Origin of the sequence: Nostoc sp. ChiQUE02, assembly GCF_034531305.2 — a bacterium.
In the GTDB taxonomy this organism is placed as follows: Bacteria; Cyanobacteriota; Cyanobacteriia; order Cyanobacteriales; family Nostocaceae; genus Nostoc.
This window is the reverse complement of sequence record NZ_JAVRBN020000009.1, coordinates 57,696-81,329: the sequence shown is the minus strand read 5'-3', so window position 1 is coordinate 81,329 and position 23,634 is coordinate 57,696. Positions and strand designations below refer to the sequence as shown.

Sequence of the window (23,634 nt, the reverse complement as noted above, 5' to 3'; positions counted from 1 at the left end):
TTTACAGTTTTCGAAATTCCGCTTATGCCCCATAGGTTATAAAAATTAACGCGTAAGAAGGTTCTCACCTTCATGGTGAGGGTTTTGCTTATAGATATTAGATTATCCATCGGGTAAGGTATTTTCCAGAGTCAGGATTGGAGCTAACTTTAAAAAATATACCGATCGTAACTGTAGCTTGTATGGCAAGGCTTACCAGACTATAAAAAGCTGCCATAAGTATTGTGAAAAAAAGATGGTTAGACCTTGAAGGAGCTATGAAGTGGACGACAATAAGTCATTTTTTGATCCGCAAAAAATATTAATTACGTTGCTTGTCTTGAGTGGCAGTTTGAGTGTTAGCGCGATGATGCTTATTAAGTCAAGCTCCTCTGATGCTCAAAGTACAGAGAATATAAATGTAAACAATCTACCAAGCAAAGTTGGAATTCAGCAGCAGATTGAAGAACTAAAAGCGACAATGCTTAAAAGTTGGCAGCAACAAGTACAAACAAAAGGTTTTTCATATACTGTGCCACAGCGTTTTCAAGGTGCAATAGTTAATGCGGCAAAACTTACTCCTGCACAGAAAGTAATTGCGCTCACCTTTGATGATGGCCCATGGTCTGAGAGTACCGGGCAAGTACTGGATATTCTCAAAAAAAATCAGATCAAAGGGACATTTTTTCTTATTGGGCAAAACGTGAAGAATTATCCAGGCTTAGTGAAGCGGGAGATTGCTGAAGGTCACGTAATTGGTAATCACACTTGGCATCATTGGTATCAATTCTTGAATCCACAAGCAGCTGCCTATGAAATTGACCACACAGCAGACTTGATTTATCAAGTGACAGGGATTAAAACAAATTTATTTCGACCACCAGGGGGAATTATGCACAATGGGGTGGCTAGTTACGCGAGAAATAGCAAATATGCCATCATTCTCTGGTCATCTGACTCTGTAGACTACTCACGTCCTGCTGTACCAAAATTAATTAATAATGTGTTTAGAAAGGCCAAGCCAGGTGGAATTGTGCTAATGCATGATGGTGGTGGTAATCGCTCTAAAACTGTGCAAGCTTTACCAGAAATTATTGCCAACTTTCGGAAACAGGGCTATAGCTTTGTTACTATTCCTGAACTTTTAGAAATGCAAGATAAAGATCAAAAGCTGATTGCAAACAAAAAAACCGTCCAAAATTAACATCTGAACGGAATTTTAACGTATTAATACTTTGTGCCAATCTAGTTATGTTGCCAGTTCTGCTGATACAGTACAACTACAAGTCAGGAGGTAAAATCACCTGATCGATTGCGTGGATTACACCGTTGCTACCTGTGATATCTGCCTGAGTAACTTTAGCTTCGTTGACAGTGACACCAGTCGCAGGATCGACTTTAACGTTGATTGCTCCACCTTCAAGGCTTTTAACTTCGCCAGACTTCAAATCAGTGGACAATACCTTACCAGGTACCACATGGTAAGTTAAAATCTTGAGCAATACTTCTTTGTTATCTGGCTTTAACAATTCTTGCAAAGCATCTGCTGGCAACTTAGCAAAAGCTGCATCTGTGGGTGCAAAAATAGTTAAGTTATCTTTGCCTTGCAAAGCTCCGGTCAATCCTGCTGCTTTTAAAGCTTTGGTCAAGGTGGTAAAGGAAGGGTTTGACTCTGCCAAGGCTAACAAGTTTTTGCCTTGATTTTCACTTGCCCCTGGACTTGGTGGAGTTGTAGTCGGTGTCTCAGTGGGTTGAGTTCCTGGGGTGACGGGTGCAGTTTCACTAGGTGTAGCGCTACCACCACGATTATAAGGAGGCTCGTTGAAAATACTTGGTCTGGGATTTGTTCTACCACTTTTCTGTGCTACTTGTTGGCGTTTGGTATTGCCCTTTTCTATTTCAGAAGCAGCCTCAGCAGGTGTGTATTGAGCGTTTACTTGAAGACGTTGGCCCTTGTTATAGGGGGCTTCATTGAAAATACTGGGGTTAGGATTTAGTGCCTGTTTCGCTTCAGATGGTAAAGTAATGAGGAGGCTAAAACTAGTAAATCCTGCTATGCCTGTCAACGTGGTCAGCAATTTGCTGTAATTTGTCTTCATAAATTTTGTTTGTCTTTTTGTCCACACATTACATAAAGATTTATAACATTTTGCTATGCACAAAATCTAACGGAAGAGGGAAGTAAGATTTTTTCCTAGAAGAGTTTCTGCTGGCAAGGTAAAATATCTGACTTTGACTCATGCTGACAAGTATGAAATATATCTAGCATATATTCTATGTAAATTGAGCAAATGAGCAAATTTTTTCCATTACACCAAAAAGAGTTAAAAAGCCTTACTTGATGTAGTATGAACTCTAAGAAAGTATAAGAATCCCACGTTTACAAGTTATAATTTACAATAACCTCAGATAAAAATTCTACTTAAAAGCTAATTTATATACAAACTCGTACGTAAATCATAGTTGATTTAAAAATCCTGAATTCCATAGGGAAGAAAGCTGTATCTCTAAATTCACCATTGATTATTCAGCAAAAGCACAAAAATTAATTACCTAAATATCTCAAGAGGCTGATGGTGATAGAAATTAAACTAACGGCTGAAGACTCACAACTGCGTGATCAGGTTTATTTATGTATACTGTAATTTAATTATTTGATATTTTAATCAATTAGAAAATAATATTTTTAATCGATAATTTTGCTAAAAATCAGCCATCAGTTCAACGCTGATCTCAATTCAATAGATAATTAAGCAACTAATGTCAAGAAAAATTACTTTAACTAAAGATACAATTGTAAAGTTAAGAAGTTGACCAGTTACAAGGTATACAAAACATGCTGGAATTATACCAATGGGAACTCTCTCAATACTCAGAGAAAGTGCGCCTAATTCTAGATTTTAAAGGACTAGATTATCGCAAAATAGAGGTTACACCTGGGATTGGACAGGTAGAACTGTTCCGGCTGACTGGTCAGAAACAAGTCCCGGTATTAAAGGATCGTAATAGATATATTGCGGATTCTACGGAAATAGCTAAGTATTTAGACTTAGAGTATCCCGATCGCCCAATAATACCGCAAGATCCTAAAAAGCGGGGTTTAACTTTATTAATAGAAGAATGGGCGGATGAGTCCATAGGCATCAAAGGTCGCAAAGCACTATTTGCTGCCATAAGTCAAGATCAAAATTTCCGCAAGTCTTTATTACCCACGTCGACACCAGATATATTTAAAAGTCTGGTTGAAGGAGTACCCACTGACTTACTTACAGCGCTGGGTTTTGGCGTAGGTTACAGCCCAGATATCATAAAGTCAGCGATCGCATCCTTAAAACAAGACTTAGAAGCGCTGACATTATTATTGGCAGATAGTCCTTATTTAACAGGAGACGAGCCGACTTTAGCTGACTTGGCAGTAGCTGGCTTATCGATATTACTCAAGTTCCCCTCTGGCCCCTATCTGGATTTACCAGCTTCTATCAGAGGTAAAGGATTGCCAATCTTTGCAGAGAATATAGATTATGAACCATTCTTCACCTGGCGCGATCGCCTTTACACTCAATTCCGTAAACCTTTAATCAGTACCACTTCACCAACGGGAAGTGCGCCAACTTCGATTCAGATTGATTAGGTAATTGGGCATGGAAAATTGGGTATGGGGCATCGGGCATTGGGAGAGAATAACTCAAGACTAATGATAAATGACCAATGACTAATGACTAATCCGCATGACTAATTCGCAACATTTGCCCTATGCAATTAAAATTCAACATAAGATAGCGCACCAACAATCATGTAATTAATTAGATGAATTCGGCACAGCCATTAGGTTCAGTCATTCAAGGTTCTCTAACTGAAGGTTTAGAAGTACGATTGCATCCTGACATTTCTGTAGAAGATATGCGGGTAGGTAAGTTTCTCGTTGTGCAAGGGATGCGATCGCGTTTTTTTTGTATGCTGACAGATGTGGCATTGGGAGCTGCTAATGCCCGAATTATTGCTAATCCCCCTAGTTGGGAAGACACTTTCTTACGAGATGTTTTAGCCGGAAGTGGCACTTATGGTACTATCAACCTCGCGCCGATGTTGATGTTCACTCCGGAATCTGAAGAATCTTTTTCCCCAACAAATGGCAAATCGGCAAATCCCTTCCTTCCATCGGTGACGGGTTTAGCTTCATTTGTGCCACAAACCAGTACTACGATGGAATTGTTGCCTGTTAAAACTATTCCTAGCCACTTTAGTCAAGTTTATGAAGCAAGTGTTGACGATTTTCGGCGAGTCTTTGGTTGGGAAGATGACCCCCAAAGGCGTAACTTTTCCATCGGTAAACCTTTGGATATGGATGTGCCCGTTTGCATCGATTTAAACCGCTTTGTGGAACGGAGTAATGGGGTTTTTGGGAAATCTGGTACTGGTAAATCCTTTTTAACACGGCTACTTTTAGCTGGCGTTATCCGTAAAAATGCGGCAGTAAACTTGATTTTTGATATGCACTCTGAGTATGGCTGGGAAGCTGTTGCAGAAGGTAAGAATGTCAATACCGTTAAAGGCTTAAAGCAACTTTTTCCTAGTAAGGTGGAAGTCTACACCCTCGACCCAGAATCGACCAAGCGCCGGGGTGTGCGTGATGCTCAAGAACTCTATTTGAGCTACGAGCAAATAGAAGTTGAAGATATTAAGTTATGTAGCCGAGATTTAGGACTCTCTGACGCAGCCCTGGATAACGCCAATATCCTGTATAGCGAGTTTGGCAAGTCTTGGATTGTCCAGTTGCTGAATATGACTAACGAAGAAATCGAGATGTTCTGCGACGAGAAGCGCGGACACAAAGGCTCGATTATGGCATTGCAGCGCAAACTCTTGCGGATGGATAGCTTGAAGTATATGCGAGCGGTTTGCCCCCAGAATTACATTAGTAAAATTGTGCAATGCCTGGAATCTGGGAAGAATGTTGTGATAGAATTTGGTTCCCAGTCTAATATGCTTTCTTATATGTTGGTGACGAATATGATCACCAGACGTATTCACGAGCATTACGTCAAGAAAGCAGATAAATTCCTGCAAAGCAAAAATCCTAGCGATCGCCCCACGCCATTGATGATTACCATTGAAGAGGCGCACCGTTTCCTTGACCCGGCTATCGTACAAAGTACAATCTTTGGGACTATTGCCCGTGAACTGCGGAAATACTTTGTCACACTTTTGGTAGTTGATCAACGTCCGTCAGGCATAGATAATGAGGTTATGTCCCAGATCGGGACTCGGATTACCGCTTTGCTTAATGATGAAAAAGACATTGACGCAATTTTCACGGGTGTATCTGGTGGTAGTGGACTGCGATCGGTGTTAGCAAAGTTAGACTCGAAGCAACAAGCTTTAATATTGGGTCACGCTGTTCCTATGCCAGTAGTAGTGCGTACCCGTCCTTACGACGCAACTTTTTACGAAGAAATTGGTGAGCCAGCCTGGGAAGAAAAACCTGACGCAGAAGTGTTCGCCGCTGCTGAACTAGCCAAAGCTGACTTGGGATTCTAGATAGTCATTTGTCAGTTGTCCTACCCTGCGGGTTCGCCTTGGGCGTTCTCGTAGAGTAGCCGCTGACGCGTCTATGTCCTTTGCAAATGACCAACGACTAATGACTAATGACTAATTCGTAACATCCCTCCATTCTCACAGCAAATTAAGTTCGGTTATCCGGCTACTTTTTGGCAACAGAAGAGGGGTTTTTGGCGTCACTATAGATATAGTCAGTAATTTCAAGGAAGTTTAATTTTTTTTTGCAAACGGGCAATTTTGAATTATAATTAGGGGTTTTATCTTAAGATACTTTACTATCTGCCTGATTTATCGTATTATAAAGCTAAGTAAAACTCATATCGACTTCGGATTTGCCAGTTGCTATCAGCAACTGCTCAAGAGAAGAATTCTCAAAAACAACCAACGTGCTTATAAAAGATTGAAAATTTAGGAAAGGTAGGGGAACCTATCATTGGGAGCTTACCGTCTTAACAACGGCTGTATCAATTGATTAATTACTTTTGGTAGCTTCCAATATTTCGTGATAGATGTACTATCTTTCCAACCCTTTTTAGCAAGAAAATATACATTGTGTTTACGGAGTAGAGGACATCGCACCAATGCCTACTGTCAATACCCAAACGGAAAACCTCAACACCAAATTCACGGCTGATATGGTGCGAACCTATCTGCGAGAAATTGGTCGTGTACCACTGCTAACCCGTGAACAAGAAATTGTCTTCGGGAAGCAGGTACAACAAATGATGACGCTTATCGATGCCAAGGAAGCTTTGACGAAGAAGCTGCATCGCGAACCGAATATGTCAGAGTGGGCTGACCACGTTCAACAATCGGAAACCGAGGTACAACAAACGGTGGCGCAAGGTAAGCGGGCAAAGCAAAAAATGATCGAAGCGAATTTGCGCTTGGTCGTTGCTATTGCCAAAAAGTACCAAAAGCGGAATATGGAGTTTCTGGATTTAATCCAGGAAGGAACACTAGGATTAGAGCGAGGTGTGGAGAAATTTGACCCAATGAGGGGTTATAAGTTCTCGACTTATGCTTACTGGTGGATTCGCCAAGCAATTACCCGCGCGATCGCTCAACAAGGTCGTACTATCCGCTTACCGATCCACATTACCGAAAAACTGAACAAAATCAAAAAAGTACAGCGCGAGTTGGCTCAAACCTTGGGGCGATCGCCGACTCCAGCCGAAATTGCTAAAGAACTGGAAATAGAACCTGCTCAGATCCGCGAGTATCTGAACATGGCACGTCAACCAGTGTCTTTGGATGTTAAAGTTGGCGATAACCAGGATACTGAGTTGCAAGAGATGCTCGAAGATAATGGCCCATCACCAGAGTATTACACCAACCAGGAATTCTTACGCCAAGACTTGAACAACCTGCTAGCAGAACTAACCCCACAACAGCGAGAAGTTGTAGCTTTACGTTTTGGTTTAGAAGATGGTAATGAAATGTCATTGGCGAAAGTGGGTGAGAGATTGAATCTCAGTCGTGAACGTGTGCGCCAGTTAGAGCATCAAGCTTTGGCTCATCTGCGTCGCCGTCGTGCCAATGTCAAAGAATACGTTGCTAGTTAAAACAAGAGACGCGGAATTCCGCGTCTCTACACCACCTTGGTGATGCGCCTCCTGAATTCAGGGGGCGATTTTTTTTTGCTGAAAACTTAGCGGCGAAAGCGGAGGCTAATAAAGATTAGCACAGCAAAGAAGACACCAATGCCTACACTCCACCCAAAAACTTCAGCCCGAAAGCGGAGATGTTGTTGATAATCATTGGGCTGGGCGAGAATTACGGCAGAGGCTATTTGGCTGGTTGCGAGTCCAACACCTGCGATCGCTATAGTTGTATTGAGAGTGCGATCGCTTTTAGTTTGCTCTAGGTCGATAATACCTTGAATGGTGTTATTAAGATTTTGCAGCAAGGTTAATCCAGGGCTGAGAATCGCATAATCGACTTCTACTTGTCGCTGATATTTTTTGCCATAAAATTCACTTTCGCTAAACTCTTGGAGACATTTTAAGTCGCTACTTGGGTATTTTTGCTGGATGTCTGCTAAATGAGATTTATAATTTTCTAAGTTTAATTGAATTGTCTGGCTTTGATTTTCTAGATAGTTTAAGGCGATCGTGTAGTCTGATAAGTTGATTAAATTATTTGTGAGAGTGTCTTGTAAGTGGCTTAATTTTAGCTTATTGCTTTGCAGTAGCTTGGGTAACTCGCTTGTCTGCTGAATCGATGGTTGAATTTCGATATATTCTTTTTTGAGAATCTGTTTTTGATAGCGACTTTGATAATATGACCAAACTACTTTATGACGGTATTGCCATAAACGCAAAAAATCATAATATACATTTTGTACTTTTTCCCTCATCTCATCTGGTGAAATATGTTCGGGAAACAACCAAATTAAGATGTGATAGCTTGATTTTCTAAATTCATCCCAAAATTCTTTTCCATCTACGCCTAAATTTTGTGGACAATACCACAATTCAAAAATCGTTCCTTCTTGTAACTTACCCTTACCAATAAAATCTCGTTGCCATTTGTAATCGCTGGCAATTTGGGTGTAACATTCTTTGGCTATCTTTTCAACTTCTGTTTCTGTTTTAGTATTGGTTAGCTTGCCCCAAAGTAACCAAGTTTGGCCAATTGTGCCTGTTTGTTGAGATAAGCGATTAGTAATTTCTTCTTTAAGCTTTTTAAAAGGCGCATCGTCGATATCTTGAGGAGCATAATTAGGTTTACTGTTAGCATCTAATTTACCAGAATAGTCAACTTGCAGCGCGTAAGTATCACCAATTTGCAGCGGATAGTAATAGCCATCTAGAGGTGAGGGAAAGTCTCTAGTTTGGGCTTTTCCGAGCAACTCAATTACATCTCCACCATTATTTTTCTGCTTCAGGAATTCTTGCTGCTTTTCCTGAAAGCTTACTTCGTTTTTGGCATATATTTTTAGACAAAAATCTTGACAGTTCTGGTTGATTTTTGTCTCATCTTCTCCTAAACCATCTTTTAAATCGTAGAGGAATAAATCAATACTGGGATAAATAATCTTCTCAGTCATTTCCTATTCTGCCATTAATGAAGTCCCGAACCCTTTGCAGAAGATTTGGTTTTACAGCTATCTTTGCAGCAGCTACCGAATTATTGTTACTAAAAGCATTAAATGCTGCGTTCGTCAATTCCGCAGTTGGTTCAGTTGGTAAAGGCAGAGGTGGTAAACCTTTAGTACGTTCGCCAGTTTTTTCGATTCTAGTAAGTTCTATTTGATAAACTTTATCTAAGGGTGGGTAACTTTCTGCGATCGCATCTAAATTTCCGATATTATCAGGATTGGCTATTAGGGCTTTGCTGATGTCATTAAGCTGAGTTTGGATATTGTCTGGCAAAGGTTCATCCAATTGTGTGAGAGCCGTGAGGAAGGCTGTCAGAGTAATTATGTTATTAGGTTTCATAGAGATTTTTTAGAGTCATCTATTAATGTCTCATGCAAAGGAGCAAACAAATAAGAAATTTTATCCACCAGTAATTGTGAAAGCTGCCCAATAGTAAGGATGTTGAAAACGTTGCTGTTTCTTCTCTGACAACTCCATTTGACTAATTTGATTGAGTTTTCTTCTGATAAAAGGGCGGAGAGTTGTTTCATTTGATGGTAACTTAGGCAAGATTACTCGATAAATTCTTTCAAGTTGACTAAATGTTAAACTACGTAACCATTTTGTTGCTTTATTGAGGGCAACTGCTGGTGATTTGCTTTTCTTTATTTGCCAGTAAAAGTAAATCATCAAAAAACAACTAGCATCGTCAGTCACAGTCCACAATGTGCTAACAACATCGGTAACACCCTGATAGAGAAAGGCACTGACTAAACCAACATATTCAGCAGTGATAGTTTGGTTGCTAGTGATGGCAGTTTCACAAGATGAAAGGCTAACTAGTTGATATCTTCTGAGGCTCTCAATATTGCAAATTTCCTCTAAAGTCAGAAACTCTTTACGGCTAAGAGCCAAAGCAGATTTTTTAGGATTATCGAAGTTATAGGTGCTATGTCCTGTAAAGTTAAAAATACTGTAACTATCTTTTAGGGCTGCTTTAACTGTGGTATTCGTCGCGGCTTCTCCAGCAATTCGCTTTGGGGTAGGGTTTTGGAATAGCTGGGTAATAGCGGCAGATTCGATTTCTGCATGAGGCAAAATAGAAAAACCTTCACTGTCTGGATGTTCTACACTCAATAGGGGTAATTCACCAATTGCTCTGAGATTTGTTTGCTTTAAGCTTTGTAAGGTAATACCTATTTGGGCGCTAGGTAAATAAGTGATGATGAAGTTATCTGTAAATATTGCATGGAGTGGTAAGCGGTGCAAATCACGATGAGGAATGAGAATTAAGTTTGTGATGCCGTTTAATTCCTCTTGAATAGCAGAAATATTGAGGATATTTTTCAACTCCTCAAGTTTATCTGGCATCAACTGTCGCCAAGGTTTATTTTTGGGGCTTTGTTCGTCTTTTGCCTTGTCTCGATAATCGGCGTATTGTTCATTCCAATTTTTCACCCAGCTTTCAAAATCTTGTAAGCGTTGCGCCTGAGTCACAAACTCGGTTTCTACCAAAACAATCGGTAATGGCGCGTTGTGTTTGAGGATGAAGGTGTGTAGGGCGTAAGAACTGAGATGCCAGTAAATAATAGCAGTTGAGGGATTAAGCAGTTGTTGAATTTCTGAATAATTGGGAGATGAACTTTCATGACTCCATCCATCCAAAAGCCAACTCAAACACGTATTTTTGCCCTCTTCTGCTAATTCAATCGCTTGTTGCAAATCCCCAGACTGCACAGCTAAGTCAACAGTTAACTGCTGAAACCATGCCAATTTAAAAGCTAGTTGTTTTTTATTTTTATCAGAGCGATTTGGTTCGTTTAATAAGCGCCGCAACAAATCAGTACCCTGTCGCTGGAGTTCTGTAACTTCGGCTGTTTCTTTTAAATCTAACTGGACGTGAATTAAGTTTTGCAAAACCTCTAGATGCAACTCAGGAAAATTTGTTGCTGTGAGAGTTTGCAGTGCCGTGTTGTAACTGTCGATGGCTTTGTCCCAAAAAGAATGGTGATGGAGGTATCTAGAATCATCTCGCCCTCGCAAATAATGAGCCTTACCTATTACCTGATGCAATTCTCCCCAGTATTGTGGGTGCGTGTCTTGGGGGCAATGCTTCAACCCTTCTTCATAGTTTGCCAATTTACCTTCATAGCCAGGCTTGTTTAAATTGGGATTGTTAAATTTTTGAGCATGGTTGGGTGCTTCTGCATTAAATAAATTTATCATCCTTTCTCCAGTTGCATTTCCTCGGGCAATCCAACCTAAGTGTAAGTCTGGTTTAATATCGAGGACTTTCTCGTAGTATGTGATCGCTTCTTCATATTGCCTTAAGCTAAATAGCGCATTACCCCAGTTGTACCAAGTTTGGTAGAAGTCGGGTTTGATTTTGAGGGCTTTGTCGTAGGATGTGATCGCTTCTTCAAATAGCCCTAATTTACTCAGCGCCACACCCCGGTTGTTCCAAGCTGAGTTGTAGTCGGGTTTGATTTCTATGGCTCTGTCGTAAGATGCGATCGCTTCTTTAAATCGCCCTAAATTATTCAGCGCCATACCTCGGTTGTTCCAAGCTTCGTCGTAGTGGGGTTTGATTTCTATGGCTCTGTCGTAAGATGCGATCGCTTCTTCAAATCGCCCTAAATTATCCAGCGCCATACCTCGGTTGTTCCAAGCTGAGTTGTAGTGGGGTTTAATTTCTATGGCTCTGTCGTAAGATGCGATCGCTTCTTCAAATCGCCCTAAATTCTTCAGCGCCACACCCCGGTTGTACCAAGCTGAGTCGTCGTCAGGTTTGATTTCTATGGCTCTATTGTAAGATGCGATTGCTTCTTCAAATCGCCTTAATTTCTTCAGTGCCACACCCCGGTTGTTCCAAGCTTCGTCGTAGTGGGGTTTGATTTTTATAAATCTGTCGTAAGATGCGATCGCACCTACAAAATCCCCTACTATCAATTGTTTATAGCCTTGGTTAAACCAAGCTTGCGCTTCTTCCTCCGCGTCCTTTGGGCCTCTGTGGTTCGTTTCTCCTTTTCCCAACCGCCTCCCAATATCATAAGCAACAACACTAACTTCCCCAATACTCAACTCACCCAGCCGCACCATTCGCGTTGCTAACTCATCATTTCGTGTAGGTAAAGCTAACAATCTTTCGCCAAAACCCCGCAACCACTCCACTAAATGAGCTTCATTGATGCGCTTTGCAGCCAAGAAACCTTTTGCTCCTCCTCTACTCAAGCCATCATTGACTTCTGCCAACAACTTAAGAAATAACGATTCATACTCCGCATCTGTTAGCTGTTTTGGTGGTTCTACTTTCCTCGGTTTTTCTAGCGGAGGAGTTTGCTTGTTGCTAAATAAGCGCTGAAAAGACCTCTTGAGCCACCGCCAAAGCTGCTTGAGCATTTGCTGCAACCATGTATTGCTTTTGTAGTGTATTTTAGCAGTTTGACGGTAAGCAAAGTTGGGCGCGAAAGTATAGTTTTTTTAATTGGGGGTTAGGGTGTGTTTTCAAAGTCTTAGATCCCCCCAACCCCCCTTTTTAAGGGGGGCAAAAACTTATCAAAGTCCCCCTTTTTAAGGGGGATTTAGGGGGATCTAAAAAGTTAGGAGGCTAAACAAGTAATCTGAAAACACGCCCTCAATGCAATAGCAATGCAAGTCGATGCAATAGCAATGCAACTCAATGCAATCACAATGCAACTCAATGCAATGGCAATGCAAGTCAATGCAATCACAATGCAAGTCGATGTAATGGCAATGCAACTCAATGCAATAGCAATGCAATCACTATGCAAGTCAATGCAATGGCAATGCAGAAGGTTGCATTTAAATAGCACCAGGCGACTGGAAGTCCCGGCTACACAGACAAAACTCGCCTTTGCCGGTTGGAAAGCATTAATTGTCCATTAGTCCGCGCAGTCCGACTACGTTTGTATAGCCGCGATTTCTAATCACCAAAGCTAGGGTGTTGACTCTGAGGGTTTTAAGGTGGAAAATTTTCATACAAGAAGTATGTAGCTGCATAAATAATGCAAGAGTTTAAAAGCCCAACCAGCCGATTAGCAAGATTGTTTCGCAATGGTCGAGACAATTGGAAAGAGAGAGCTTTGGAAAAACAGAAAAAACTTAGAGCATTAGAAATAAAAGTCAGAGATTTATCAGCCTCACGAGACTATTGGAAAAGCAGAGCGAAAATTGCGGAATCAAAGCTACTCAAACAGAATATTGAGATAGGCGACGAAAAAAAAAAGAGATAATTATAAGCACTCTAGCTAACTTGGAAACAAGTGGGCAGGCTCTTGCTCAGATAGCAAAGGGGCATCATTATTCAGTCGAAACAATTCAAATATCGTTACAACAAGTTATCAATTGTGGCAATAGTTTGCGAGGAGTTGAGAAAACATTTGAGTTGTACGTTGATTTTTCCAAACACGGAACTCCAAGCTTTAGTAGTATTAGAAAATGGTTAGGGCGAATTGGATTGTACGAACTCAACAGAGAAAAAGAATATCGAAGTGATTGGATCTTTATCGTTGATTTGACTGTAGAACTTGGAACAGAAAAAGCTTTAGTAGTGTTGGGAGTTTCACAACAACTCCTTGAAGAACAAGTTTTCCCTTTAAAGCGAGGATTAGGACATCAAGATGTAGAACTTCTGGCGTTAGAAATTATGTACTCTCCTTTAGTCGAGTACATAGAGCAGAAACTCTCTGAGCTAACGAAAAAAGTTGGTCGTCCAGTACAAATAATCGCTGACCACGGTAGTGATATCCAAAGAGGAATCAAACTGTATCAACAACAATATCCCGAAGTAATTTACACCTATGATGTAACTCATGCAATGGCTTTACTGCTCAAACATGAGTTAGTAGCTGATGAGAAATATCAGTGTTTTATCCAGCAATGTACACGATGTCGTCAACAACTACAACAAACAGAGTTATCTTTTTTATCTCCCCCATCTCAACGTTCACAATGTCGTTATTTTAATATTGAAAGGTTGATTAATTGGGCTACTAAGATTTGAGAATCTCCAGTAGACACAATAGTAGAACTTTTACCAAATATTGAGTATAACATTTTAAAGCAAAAATTAGAATCCAAATTGGGATGGTTAATCAATTACCAAGATTCACTTAGTAATTGGAGCCAAATGGTTAAGATGACTCGAACTATAGAGACTCAACTTAAAATTTGTGGGCTTAATCAGGAATCAATCACTATATTTCAGTCACATCAGTTAACAATAAAAACCAATTATCTAGTTAATTTCCAAATAAAAATTCTAGATTATTTGAAAAGTGAAAGTTCTCAAATTCGGGCAGAACAGACTTTTTTAGCCACTTCTGATGTAATTGAATCTCTTTTTGGGAAATATAAGCAGTTTTCTTCTCGATCTCCTTTTAAACAGATAGGTCAAATGATTTTGAGCATTTCTTTATCTACTATGAATTTGACAGCATCGAATGTATTGCAAGCCTTAGAAACAGTCCGATATCTTGATCTCGAAGCTTGGTCGCTTCAAGTTTTTGGTCAGTCTATGCTCTCAAAGAGGAGAACCGTGTTTTCTTCCTCAAGTGACGACACAGAAATTGCATGAAAAATTTTAGGCTGATTTCTCACAAAATCAACACCCTACACCAAAGCTATATCCGTTTCAAATCTTGTAAAACTTCGGTGGCTGATTGATAGCGATCGCTAAAATGATAGCAAACCATCTTATCTAAAATTGCCGCTAATTCTTCACTCACTTGCACCGTTTGCCGCCACATCACATTCCCCGTTTCTGGATCTGGGTGAAGTTCTTGCGGTGGTATCCCAGTTATGGCTTGAATGCCAATCATTCCTAAAGCATAAATATCACTGCATAAACGGGGATGACCGGCAAATTGTTCTGGAGGTGCATAACCCCGCGTCCCGATGGCTACTGTGGCTAATTCTGTTTGCTCACTACTCGGCGGTTGCATCAATTTCACAGCACCAAAGTCAATCAACACCAGCCGATTATCTTGAGCGCATCTAATAATATTAGTCGGTTTGATATCACGATGAATCACTCGATGCTGGTGAACAAATTCTAGAACTTCTAAAACTTGTTTGAGCATCTCGATCACAAATGATTCATTCTGCACATTCTGCACAGGTGGTAATTCTTCACTGAGAGTATGTCCCTCAATATATTGTTGAATTAAATAAAATTCTTGGTCATCTTCAAAATAAGCAAGTAGTTCGGGAATCTGATGATGTTTCCCCAAAGATTCTAAAATTTCAGCTTCACTATTAAACAACCTGCGAGCAACTTGCAAAAATCTTGTATCTTGACGGGCTGGCATTAACTTTTTAACTACACAAATCGGATTTCCCGGTCGTTGAGTATCCTGTGCTAAATAAGTGCGACCAAATCCACCAGCACCGAGAACTTGAGAGATTTTGTAGCGTCCACCCAAAAGCAAATCACCTGATTTTGTTTCTCGTGAATCAATTGGGGGAAGAAAATCAACAGACGAGTCGGGGATTGCTGTTTTGTCTTCTAAGAGTACATTTAATTGGGCGATCACTTCTTGTTGTTTTTCAACTTGCAGAATGATCACCTGAGTTTGTCGCTGATTTTGGTAGTTAGTATAAGCAATCACACAGATACTACTAATCACTAAAGCAAGAGCAGAAGGGATTAACGGCACCCATCCGGCTTGCAAAAACAAAGCAACGCAGATTACTACTAAGCCAAGTAGAGTTGTCCCTACTACCACTAGCAACAGCAACGGATTTTGCCACCGCCATGCTAAAACACTACCTAAAAGCGACCAGCCCCAGACCCAAATAAGTTCCACCCAGTCTGGCCAGTACCAAATTAGCGATCGCCCATCCAACACTGTACTGATGAGTTGACTAGCTATCTGTGCATGAATAAACAGAGCAGGCATTCTAGCTGGTTGATCTGGCAAAGCGCTGTAGGGTGTATAAAAGCCACCTGGAGGTAGATTAGCCGCAGTAGTGCCGATAATTACAAGACGGTCTTTAAATAAACTGGAATTGACTTGGCCATTAAGAACATCTGTGAGGGTTACTTGGTCGGCGAGGCTGTTGGGGTGACGGTAATTTAATAATATTTGATAGCCATCTGCATCCAGATGTTGGTAGCTACCGGAATTAGCTTGTAAACGTGGAAATAGGGTTTTACCTAACTGAAAATCTCCTTTATTAGTGAACTGGTATTCAATGCCTTGTTTTTCCAGATAATTAATTGCTATTAACGCACCAAATGCAAATGATGTTGTACATTTCTTGTCTGTAGATTTGGCAAATAGCAAACTGCGGCGGAGGATTTGGTCATTTTCATTGTCAGCAACCACATCACTAAACCCAACATTATCTATAGGAAAATTGGGTGGCGGTGGCATTTCATCTCTACCCAAACTGCTGAATAGACAGGTGCTGATAATGTTATCTTGATTTTGGAGATTAGCCGCCAAATTGTTGTGTTCTGGTTGGAAAAGATATAAACCAACGATTCGCGGTTGATAAGACTCTATTTTCTTTAATAGCTGATTGATTGTACGATCTGATAGAGTCCATTTCTCTTTTTTGAGATCCTCATCAGTGATTTTTACTAGCAAAATCCGCCGATCGGGCGCTTGTGCTGGACGCGATCGCAACATCTGGTCATAAACTCTTAACTCCCAAGGCTGTAACCATTTGAGTTCCCGAACTCCCCAAATAAAAGCGGTGACTCCCACACTGGTAACTAAAATAATTTGCAACCAGCTTTTACTCTTGGAAGTTTCACGGGAATCCTGAACTTTGACAAAGGGGACACGGAGTTTTTCTAATAGTCCACTAATCACGGCGTTGCGGCGGTAGCCTGAATTGGGTAGATGTTGCTGGCGCAGAAGTTAATTTTCGGAATCTAGGTTAAAAGCTAGTTAACCTGAAGCTCCTATTAATGTAGCAATTTACTTGCTGGTTAGAGACCTTAGCGTATTCCTACTTTTAAAGCTTAGGCGCAGTGTCAACCACAGAAGCGGCTAATTCTCTGCTTGAGATGTGTGAGCATCTTCAACAGAACTTGCAATTGGGAAAGAAATAGGATTAGTAGATGGGGTTAGTGAGTCTAACTGGGTTTGTTCGAGTGATGCTTCGATACTCGAATCATCAAAATAGGAGCCAACGATTTTATCATAGTTAGAAGCAACAGCTAAAAAAGCGCCACCCAAAATATAGATAGGTAATGGCAGATTAAATTCTTGCAACCAGTCAAACAGTTCTGCCAAGGCAAATAGCACAAAAAAGCAGGCAAGCCAAACCCTCATATTTTCATTCCCCAGATTCAAACAACTCTATTACTAGCTTAAATAGCTTGCATAATAGTTGATGTAGTACATAATCACCAACTTACAACCTCTATAACTCTAGATAGATGTAGTGAGAGTTATAGCATCTGCTATATTCCAATATCTACTAGAAAAATAAAATATTTAGCTTATGCCAGCAATCGAACAGCCAAGGATTGCACAGTTGGTTCGTGAGACTCGGCAGTGCCTCAAACTTTCACAGGTAAAACTGGCAACGATGCTAGGGGTTTCGTTCCACACTATAAACCGATGGGAAAATGGACGGACACGACCTTCGCCACTGGCTATGCAACAAATTGAAAAGCTACTATACCAAATGGGAGAACCCGGTGAAGCGCTTTTAGCCAGATACTTTCAAAAATAAGGAGCAGAGACTGTGACTGCTGAAGTGACAGTAACTATTACCCAAGATGTTGAACAGGTCTTAGCTAGGATCAGCGATGCTTTTATCATATTGGATCGGGAATGGCACTACACCTACGTTAATGACAAGCTAGCCGAACTAGCCGGGATGAATCAGGAAGACTTCTTAGGCAAGAGTATTTGGGAGTTTCCTGACACAGTTAATAGCCGACTCTACACTGAACTGCACCGGGCTGTTGCCGAACAAGTTCCAGTAAATTTTGAGTATTTTTATCCCAAATGGCAGCGCTGGTTGGAAAACCGCGTTTATCCCTCAGAAACTGGCGTATCAATCTTAATTACAGATATTACTGAGCGCAAACGCAGCCAACAGCTTCTAACTGCACAGTATGCGATCGCTCACGTCCTCTCTGAGGCAACTACGCTTGTAAATGCGGTTCCAGCTATTCTACAATCCTTGTGCGAAAGTTTAGGATGGCAAGCTGGTATTTTCTGGAGTGTAGACGATGAAGCTAATGTTCTACACCGCATGAGTACTTGGTATTCATCTGACTTAGAGAAAGAACCATTCAACCTGCACACAATTGCTTTGAGTGAAGGTTTAACTGGTCAGATTTGGGCAAGTGGTCAACCTGTTTGGATTTCAGAACCCGCCCAAAACGAGAATTTTTTTGCAGCCGCCATCGGATTTCCGATTCGGCTGGATAATAAAATCTTAGGTGCGATCGAATTTTTCAGCGATCAAATTTTAGAGCCTGACACCAATTTACTGCAAATGATGAGTGCGATCGCCACTCAAATTGGTCAGTTCATCGAGCAGCAGCGAAGTTCGTCGTTATTGCAAGAAAGTGAGGAAAAATATCGTCGGATTTTTGAAACCTCAGGTGTCTCGATTGGGGAAGAAAATTTTCCCCTTGTTAAAGATTTAATTGATAATCTAAAAGCTCAAGAGGTTACAGATTTGCGGCAATATTTGGGTGAACAGCAGCAAGTAGAAGAAAATCTGCGTCATAGTGAAGCACGCTACCGCTCACTGGCAGAAGCAAGCGCATCCATCGTTTGGAGCGCAGGGCCTTGGGGCAACGTTGTTGACGAGATTCCGACTTGGGAGGCGTTCACTGGGCAAAGTCTCGAAGAATACAAAGGATGGGGCTGGATTGAAGCACTGCACCCAGATGACCGGACATCTGTAGCTGCTATTTGGAGACAGGCCTTTTTTGGACGCAGCGTTGCAGTTGCCGAGTATCGTGTTCTGCGGCATGACGGCGAATACCGTGACATGGCTATACGCGGTGTGCCTATACTTGACGAAATAGGCGAAATCCAGGAATGGGTAGGAATGTGCATGGATATCAGCGAACGCAAGCAAGCTGAGGCAGAACATGAGCAACTGCTGGCGCTACTGAAAACAGAACAGACTCGCTTGGTTGAAGCTAACGTTCTGCTTGATACCCTCTTCAATAACGCACCTGTAGGTATTGGCCTATGGGATGAGAAATTGAGATACGTTCGATTGAATGACGCTTTAGCTGAGATTAATGGTTTTCCCCAAGAGGTGCATATCGGTAAGACCCTCGTCCAAGTGCTACCTGGGTTAGATTCTGCGGTCATGGAAGCTTTCCGCCATGTGATCGATACAGGAGAATCTATTGCCCAAGAGACCAGTGGAGAGACACCCGCTGCGCCTGGAAAGCAGCGGCACTGGTCGGTAAATTACTATCCGATTAAACTGCCAGGTGATATTACTTGGGTGGGTGCAATCTGCGAGGAAATCACCGATCGCAAGCAAGCAGAAGTCGAGCGGGAACAGCTATTTGAGCGAGAGCAAGCGGCTCGTGTTGAGGCTGAAACTGCCAAAGAGCAAGTTACCCAAATTTTAGAGAGTATTACTGACGGCTTTCTTGCCTTTGACAGTGAGTGGCGCTTCACCTACCTCAATCATGAGGGAAGCAGAACTCTGGGGCGTTCCTGCGAGGATCTGCTCGGAAAAAATTTGTGGTCAGAGTTTCCAGAACTGGCTGGTACCAGCTTTGGTCAACTTTATCAAAGCGCAGTTGCTCTAGGAATGCCGCTTGAACTTGAAGATTATTACCCACCCTTTGATGCATGGTTTGCGGTTCGCGCCTATCCTTCAGCCACAGGGTTATCAGTTTATTTCCGTAACATTAATGTACGCAAGCAGGCAGAGGCAAAACTGCGCGAGAGTGAGGCGTGTTTTCGGCTGATGGCTGAGAATTCAACTGATATTATTTCACGCCATACAGTAGATGGAATTCTTCTGTACGTTTCACCAGCTTGCTACACAGTACTGGGGTATCAACCAGAGGAACTAGTAGGTCATCACAGCCAGGAGTTAGTTCATCCAGAGGATTTGGCAGAGATTGCCAAGAATTACCCAGTCAATGCCGATTTACCAGATATTTATACCATTACTCACCGTGCTCGTCACAAAGACGGACATTATATCTGGTTGGAAACAACTATTCGAGCTATTCGCGATCGCCAAACTAAAGAAATTTTAGAAATGCAAGCGTCTTCGCGAGATATTACTGAGCGCAAACAGGTGGAGGAAGAGCAGCTTTTTATCGCTGAGGCTAGTGGGATTTTGGCTGCATCATTGGACTACGAGACAACCTTAGTCAATTTAGCGCGTTTGGCAGTGCCTGAAATAGCTGATTGGTGCTTAGTTGATATTATTTGTGAGAATCAATTAGTCCGCCGGGTTGCAGCAGCCCATACCGATCCAGGGAAACAAGAATTAGTAGAACAGTTACAAAATTATCCGCCTGATTTGACACGAAAAGAAGGTGTTGCTGAGGTAATACGGGCAGGTAAATCACAAATTATTCATTTTATTTCTGATGAACAGATACAAGTGGCAACCCACAATGCCGGTCACCTAAAAATCTTGCAAGAGCTAAATCCTACATCTGGCATGAGTGTACCGCTGATAGTTCGGGGACGGGTACTGGGAGCTATAACTTTGGTATCTTCTTCAGGTCGTTGCTACGACAGCAAAAGCTTGATGTTGGCTGAGGAATTGGCTTGTCGTGCGGCGATCGCTGTTGATAATGCCCGACTCTACACAGAAGCACAGCAATCTCAACAAGCGGCTTTACGAGCAGCATCTCGCACCGCGCGTCTGCAAACCATTACCGCTGCGCTTTCTGAATCTCTGACTCCGGCACAGGTTGCTGAAGTAATTGTCGAGCAAGGTATGGCAGCTATGGGAGCTAGTTCTGCTTTAGTAGCACTAGTCACTAAAAGCGGCACTGAATTAGAAATTGTCCGAACTGTTGGTTATCGACAAGAAACAATAGATTTATGGCGTCAATTTTCTATTAATGCATCCGTACCACTTGCAGAAGCAGTGAGAAACAAGCAGCCCATCTGGCAACAGTCAACAACAGCGAGGATTGCCCGTTACTCACATCTTGCTAAAGAATACGCCCAGGTTGACTACGGTGCTTGGATTTCAATTCCATTGATCATCGAAGGACGAGCCATAGGTGGCATGTCTCTAGCTTTTGCCGAGATTCAGGAGTTTAATCAGGATGACCAAGCTTTCATGCTGGCACTAACACAGCAGTGCGCTCAAGCGATGGAACGTGCCCGCCTATACGAGGCAGAGCAAACGGCACGGGAAGCAGCAGAAAATGCTAACCGGATTAAAGACGAGTTTCTTGCAGTCCTTTCTCATGAATTGCGATCGCCACTCAACCCAATTTTAGGATGGTCAAAGCTACTCCAAACCAAAAAACTTGATGAAAAGACAGTTCCTCAAGCGCTGAAGACTATTGAGCGAAATGCTAGGTTACAGGCTCAACTGATTGAAGACTTGCTGGATATCTCCCGGATTTTACAGGGTAAACTTAGCCTGAATATCTACCCAGTTGATCTAACATCTGTAATTTCAGCAGCAATGGAAACAGTGCGGCTATCGGCAGAAGCGAAGTCAATTGAGGTGCACATCAGCCTGCAACCAAATCTGGGGCAGGTTTTGGGTGACTCCAGCCGATTGCAGCAAATCGTCTGGAACCTGCTCTCAAACGCAGTTAAGTTTACACCTGCGGGGGGACGAGTTGACATCCGACTATCATCATGTTCTAATTCCAACTCAGCACTAATTCAAGTCAGCGACACTGGCAAAGGCATCGATCCCAATTTTCTGCCTTACGTGTTTGAATATTTTCGCCAAGAGAACAGCAGCACCACCAGAAAGTTTGGTGGATTGGGATTAGGGTTAGCGATCGTCCGTCACTTAGTCGAACTGCATGGCGGCACAGTCCAGGCAGAAAGCGGAGGCGAAGATCGGGGAGCAACTTTTACCGTGAGACTCCCACTGATCCAAAATCAATTAGAGATTAAACAGGATAGTAGCAACTCAGAGACATCCTCAAATTTAAATGGTGTCAATATTTTAGTAGTGGATGATGATGCAGATACGCGAGAATTTATTGCCTTCTTGCTAGAGCAGTATGGGGCAAATGTGACAGCAGTAGCATCAGCAAATGAAGCACTAGCTGCTTTAAGCCAATCCTTGCCAGATATACTTTTAAGCGACATTGGGATGCCAGAAGTGGATGGATGTATGTTCATGCGACAGTTGAGAACATTGCCAGCAGAGCAAGGAGGGAAAATTCGAGCGATCGCACTTACCGCCTATGCTGGAGAAATGAACGCCAAGCAGGTACTTGCAGCCGGATTTCACAAGCATCTTGCCAAACCAGTAGAGCCAGCCGAGTTAGTAGATGCGATCGCCAACTTAATAGCTGAATAAACCTGCTTCTACCTTCATCCTTTATTTAGTTTTTATTTTTCACTGATGAGTGTTGGTGGAGTAATAGCTGCATATTCTTTGGGTGTAAGCAAAGCTTCCTGAACATCAATCTTCTTGGGCAGGATTTTTTCGTTATAAAATAAATCAGCAACACTTTGTTGAGCTTTCATCAACTCTGGAGTAATTCCTTTGAGTCGATAATTAGCGCGTCCAGAAATTATTTCTTGAATCGGTAGATCGATTTTGAGTACAGGTGCTATAAGTTTAGCCACCTCTTGACGATTTGCTTCTGCCCATTGACCGTTTTTATCAATCTCTTCCAGGATAATCCGAAGTAATTCTGGATTTTCTCTAGCAAACTCGCGTGTTCCTACATAGTATCCGCCTGGAGTTCCAATATTTGTAGCATCTCGGAGCACACGCGCACCGTGGAGTTTTTCTACCAAAGCTAAGTGAGGATCGCCAGTTACCCAAACTGGAATAGTGCCTTGAATAAATGCACCACGGGCTTCGACATTGGGCATACTCAAGACTTTAATATCACTGTATTTTAAACCCACTTCTTCTAAAGCTTTAATGATAAAATAGTGAGAAGCAGAACCTTTTTGAAAGACGACTTTTTGTCCTTTTATTTGGGCTAAAGTCTTAATTGGAGAACCTTTAGGAACAGCGATTGCACTCCCTTTACCTGAAGTGGCAGTAATTCGTCTTCCAGCAAGATAGACGATTCTGGCTCCAGCAGCTTGAGCAAAAATTGGAGGAGTTTCTCCAACTGAACCAATATCAATTTTGCCGACATTCATCGCTTCCATGAGTTGCGGCCCTTGAGCAAATTGTGCCCATTCAACTTTGACACCCAAGGGTTCTAAACGCTTTTCTAAAACTCCTGTCACTCTAACTAAATCACCAGAGCTTTGATATCCAATTCGCAGCACTTTTGTTTTAAAAGTAATGTTTCTTGTCGCTGCTGCATCTGCTTTCGGGTCGGTTGCAGTATTTGTAATATTGCTGGTTGACGTACAACTTATTAATGTGGTAGATAAAGCCAAAAAACCAGGCGTTACAAATAATACTATTTTACTGATTATTGTTGAATTAATTTTCACAGGATTGCTAAACATTTTTAAAACTCCAGCTTCTAATCTCTTATAGAAAGAAAGCTAATCAAATTTCAACTAGTTTAATTGACGCTTTTTAATCTACTTGTGAGCATTTTATTAGTATTAAACCCGTCTAAAAGCTTATCTATTTTTTGATTAAATTAGAGTGTTTATAAACACTATTTTTTATAAAACTGATATACACTATACAGTTTTTATAGAGTTTTTTAGGGTAATAATGACAAATATTTTTATAGGCTTTTAATAAAAAAACACATTATTTAGGGTGATTTATTTAAAAAAAATTAACCTATTAGCTCAATTTTTGCCTGTTTAATTTAGGAACTATGGTAAATACTTTTCACCTATTATTCTAGTTTAGTAGAGACACAATTTATTGCATCTCTACTTCAGATATAGAG

17 protein-coding genes are annotated in these 23,634 nt (G+C 41.4%); 10 read left to right on the top strand and 7 right to left on the bottom strand.

Annotated elements, in window-relative coordinates; translation table 11 throughout:
- Positions 1 to 262: 262 nt before the first annotated feature.
- Positions 263 to 1,183 carry a polysaccharide deacetylase family protein gene (locus RM347_RS12050; protein ID WP_322716499.1) on the top strand — a complete coding sequence of 307 codons (921 nt, stop codon included), beginning with the start codon at positions 263 to 265 and terminating at the stop codon, positions 1,181 to 1,183.
- 76 nt (positions 1,184 to 1,259) lie between these two features.
- Here the strand turns inward: RM347_RS12050 and RM347_RS12045 are convergent, their stop codons facing one another.
- Positions 1,260 to 2,078, bottom strand: a complete 819-nt coding sequence (locus RM347_RS12045; RefSeq protein WP_322716498.1) for a fasciclin domain-containing protein — start codon at positions 2,076 to 2,078, stop codon at positions 1,260 to 1,262.
- 737 nt (positions 2,079 to 2,815) lie between these two features.
- Between RM347_RS12045 and RM347_RS12040 the strand changes: the two genes are divergently transcribed.
- The 3 genes from RM347_RS12040 to RM347_RS12030 all read left to right on the top strand — a co-directional run bounded on the left by RM347_RS12040 (position 2,816) and on the right by RM347_RS12030 (position 7,103).
- On the top strand, positions 2,816 to 3,610 hold the full coding sequence (locus RM347_RS12040) for a glutathione S-transferase family protein (RefSeq protein WP_322716497.1): 795 nt from the start codon (positions 2,816 to 2,818) through the stop codon (positions 3,608 to 3,610).
- A 176-nt stretch (positions 3,611 to 3,786) separates the two neighbouring features.
- Positions 3,787 to 5,517, top strand: a complete 1,731-nt coding sequence (locus RM347_RS12035; RefSeq protein ID WP_322716496.1) for an ATP-binding protein — start codon at positions 3,787 to 3,789, stop codon at positions 5,515 to 5,517.
- A 602-nt stretch (positions 5,518 to 6,119) separates the two neighbouring features.
- Complete coding sequence (locus tag RM347_RS12030; protein WP_322716495.1) at positions 6,120 to 7,103, top strand: RNA polymerase sigma factor, RpoD/SigA family; 984 nt, start codon at positions 6,120 to 6,122, stop codon at positions 7,101 to 7,103.
- Positions 7,104 to 7,189: 86 nt separating this feature from the next.
- Here RM347_RS12030 and RM347_RS12025 read toward each other — a convergent pair whose 3' ends face one another.
- From RM347_RS12025 to RM347_RS12015, 3 genes are read right to left on the bottom strand one after another with little or no spacing between them, the layout of a single operon-like run.
- Positions 7,190 to 8,590: a hypothetical protein gene (locus RM347_RS12025; RefSeq protein ID WP_322716494.1), complete on the bottom strand. Its 1,401-nt coding sequence runs from the start codon at positions 8,588 to 8,590 to the stop codon at positions 7,190 to 7,192.
- Positions 8,583 to 8,981: a hypothetical protein gene (locus tag RM347_RS12020; protein WP_322716493.1), complete on the bottom strand. Its 399-nt coding sequence runs from the start codon at positions 8,979 to 8,981 to the stop codon at positions 8,583 to 8,585. Before RM347_RS12020 ends, RM347_RS12025 begins: the two co-directional genes overlap by 8 nt.
- 60 nt (positions 8,982 to 9,041) lie before the next feature.
- Positions 9,042 to 12,020: a CHAT domain-containing protein gene (locus RM347_RS12015; protein ID WP_322716492.1), complete on the bottom strand. Its 2,979-nt coding sequence runs from the start codon at positions 12,018 to 12,020 to the stop codon at positions 9,042 to 9,044.
- 249 nt (positions 12,021 to 12,269) lie between these two features.
- On the opposite strand from RM347_RS12015, the gene RM347_RS12010 reads away from it, so the two are divergent.
- From RM347_RS12010 to RM347_RS11995, 4 genes are all read left to right on the top strand, one after another.
- Positions 12,270 to 12,527, top strand: a complete 258-nt coding sequence (locus tag RM347_RS12010; RefSeq protein WP_322716491.1) for a hypothetical protein — start codon at positions 12,270 to 12,272, stop codon at positions 12,525 to 12,527.
- A gap of 119 nt (positions 12,528 to 12,646) precedes the next feature.
- Positions 12,647 to 12,874 (top strand): hypothetical protein, encoded by a 228-nt coding sequence (locus RM347_RS12005; RefSeq protein ID WP_322716490.1) that lies wholly within the window; start codon positions 12,647 to 12,649, stop codon positions 12,872 to 12,874.
- 20 nt (positions 12,875 to 12,894) lie between these two features.
- Complete coding sequence (locus RM347_RS12000) at positions 12,895 to 13,644, top strand: hypothetical protein (protein WP_322716489.1); 750 nt, start codon at positions 12,895 to 12,897, stop codon at positions 13,642 to 13,644.
- 126 nt (positions 13,645 to 13,770) lie between these two features.
- The gene (locus RM347_RS11995; protein WP_428850546.1) at positions 13,771 to 14,217 is read left to right on the top strand and encodes a hypothetical protein; all 447 of its coding nucleotides are present in this window, start codon (positions 13,771 to 13,773) and stop codon (positions 14,215 to 14,217) included.
- Between the two features lie 46 nt (positions 14,218 to 14,263).
- Here RM347_RS11995 and RM347_RS11990 read toward each other — a convergent pair whose 3' ends face one another.
- Together RM347_RS11990 and RM347_RS11985 are read right to left on the bottom strand one after the other, a co-directional pair.
- Positions 14,264 to 16,462 (bottom strand): CHASE2 domain-containing protein, encoded by a 2,199-nt coding sequence (locus tag RM347_RS11990; protein WP_322716487.1) that lies wholly within the window; start codon positions 16,460 to 16,462, stop codon positions 14,264 to 14,266.
- A gap of 180 nt (positions 16,463 to 16,642) precedes the next feature.
- Entirely contained in the window at positions 16,643 to 16,927 is a 285-nt protein-coding gene (locus RM347_RS11985; RefSeq protein WP_322716486.1) for a hypothetical protein, read from the bottom strand.
- A gap of 172 nt (positions 16,928 to 17,099) precedes the next feature.
- Between RM347_RS11985 and RM347_RS11980 the strand changes: the two genes are divergently transcribed.
- Both RM347_RS11980 and RM347_RS11975 read left to right on the top strand, forming a co-directional pair.
- A complete protein-coding gene (locus RM347_RS11980) occupies positions 17,100 to 17,333 on the top strand; it encodes a helix-turn-helix domain-containing protein (protein ID WP_322716485.1) in 234 nt (77 codons plus the stop codon).
- A gap of 12 nt (positions 17,334 to 17,345) precedes the next feature.
- Positions 17,346 to 22,112: a PAS domain S-box protein gene (locus tag RM347_RS11975; RefSeq protein ID WP_322716484.1), complete on the top strand. Its 4,767-nt coding sequence runs from the start codon at positions 17,346 to 17,348 to the stop codon at positions 22,110 to 22,112.
- Positions 22,113 to 22,144: 32 nt separating this feature from the next.
- Here RM347_RS11975 and RM347_RS11970 read toward each other — a convergent pair whose 3' ends face one another.
- The gene (locus RM347_RS11970) at positions 22,145 to 23,233 is read right to left on the bottom strand and encodes a sulfonate ABC transporter substrate-binding protein (protein WP_322716483.1); all 1,089 of its coding nucleotides are present in this window, start codon (positions 23,231 to 23,233) and stop codon (positions 22,145 to 22,147) included.
- Between the last annotated feature and the right edge of the window lie 401 nt (positions 23,234 to 23,634).

Bases quoted from the DNA above. Each gene is read 5' to 3' on its own strand.
- RM347_RS12035 (WP_322716496.1), top strand. From the start codon at position 3,787: ATGAATTCGGCACAGCCATTAGGTTCAGTCATTCAAGGTTCTCTAACT.
- RM347_RS12045 (WP_322716498.1), bottom strand. From the start codon at position 2,078: ATGAAGACAAATTACAGCAAATTGCTGACCACGTTGACAGGCATAGCA.
- RM347_RS11985 (WP_322716486.1), bottom strand. From the start codon at position 16,927: ATGAGGGTTTGGCTTGCCTGCTTTTTTGTGCTATTTGCCTTGGCAGAA.
- RM347_RS12030 (WP_322716495.1), top strand. From the start codon at position 6,120: ATGCCTACTGTCAATACCCAAACGGAAAACCTCAACACCAAATTCACG.
- RM347_RS11995 (WP_428850546.1), top strand. From the start codon at position 13,771: ATGGTTAAGATGACTCGAACTATAGAGACTCAACTTAAAATTTGTGGG.
- RM347_RS11970 (WP_322716483.1), bottom strand. From the start codon at position 23,233: ATGTTTAGCAATCCTGTGAAAATTAATTCAACAATAATCAGTAAAATA.
- RM347_RS12025 (WP_322716494.1), bottom strand. From the start codon at position 8,590: ATGACTGAGAAGATTATTTATCCCAGTATTGATTTATTCCTCTACGAT.
- RM347_RS11980 (WP_322716485.1), top strand. From the start codon at position 17,100: ATGCCAGCAATCGAACAGCCAAGGATTGCACAGTTGGTTCGTGAGACT.
- RM347_RS12005 (WP_322716490.1), top strand. From the start codon at position 12,647: ATGCAAGAGTTTAAAAGCCCAACCAGCCGATTAGCAAGATTGTTTCGC.
- RM347_RS12020 (WP_322716493.1), bottom strand. From the start codon at position 8,981: ATGAAACCTAATAACATAATTACTCTGACAGCCTTCCTCACGGCTCTC.
- RM347_RS12040 (WP_322716497.1), top strand. From the start codon at position 2,816: ATGCTGGAATTATACCAATGGGAACTCTCTCAATACTCAGAGAAAGTG.
- RM347_RS12010 (WP_322716491.1), top strand. From the start codon at position 12,270: ATGCAAGTCGATGCAATAGCAATGCAACTCAATGCAATCACAATGCAA.
- RM347_RS12015 (WP_322716492.1), bottom strand. From the start codon at position 12,020: ATGCTCAAGCAGCTTTGGCGGTGGCTCAAGAGGTCTTTTCAGCGCTTA.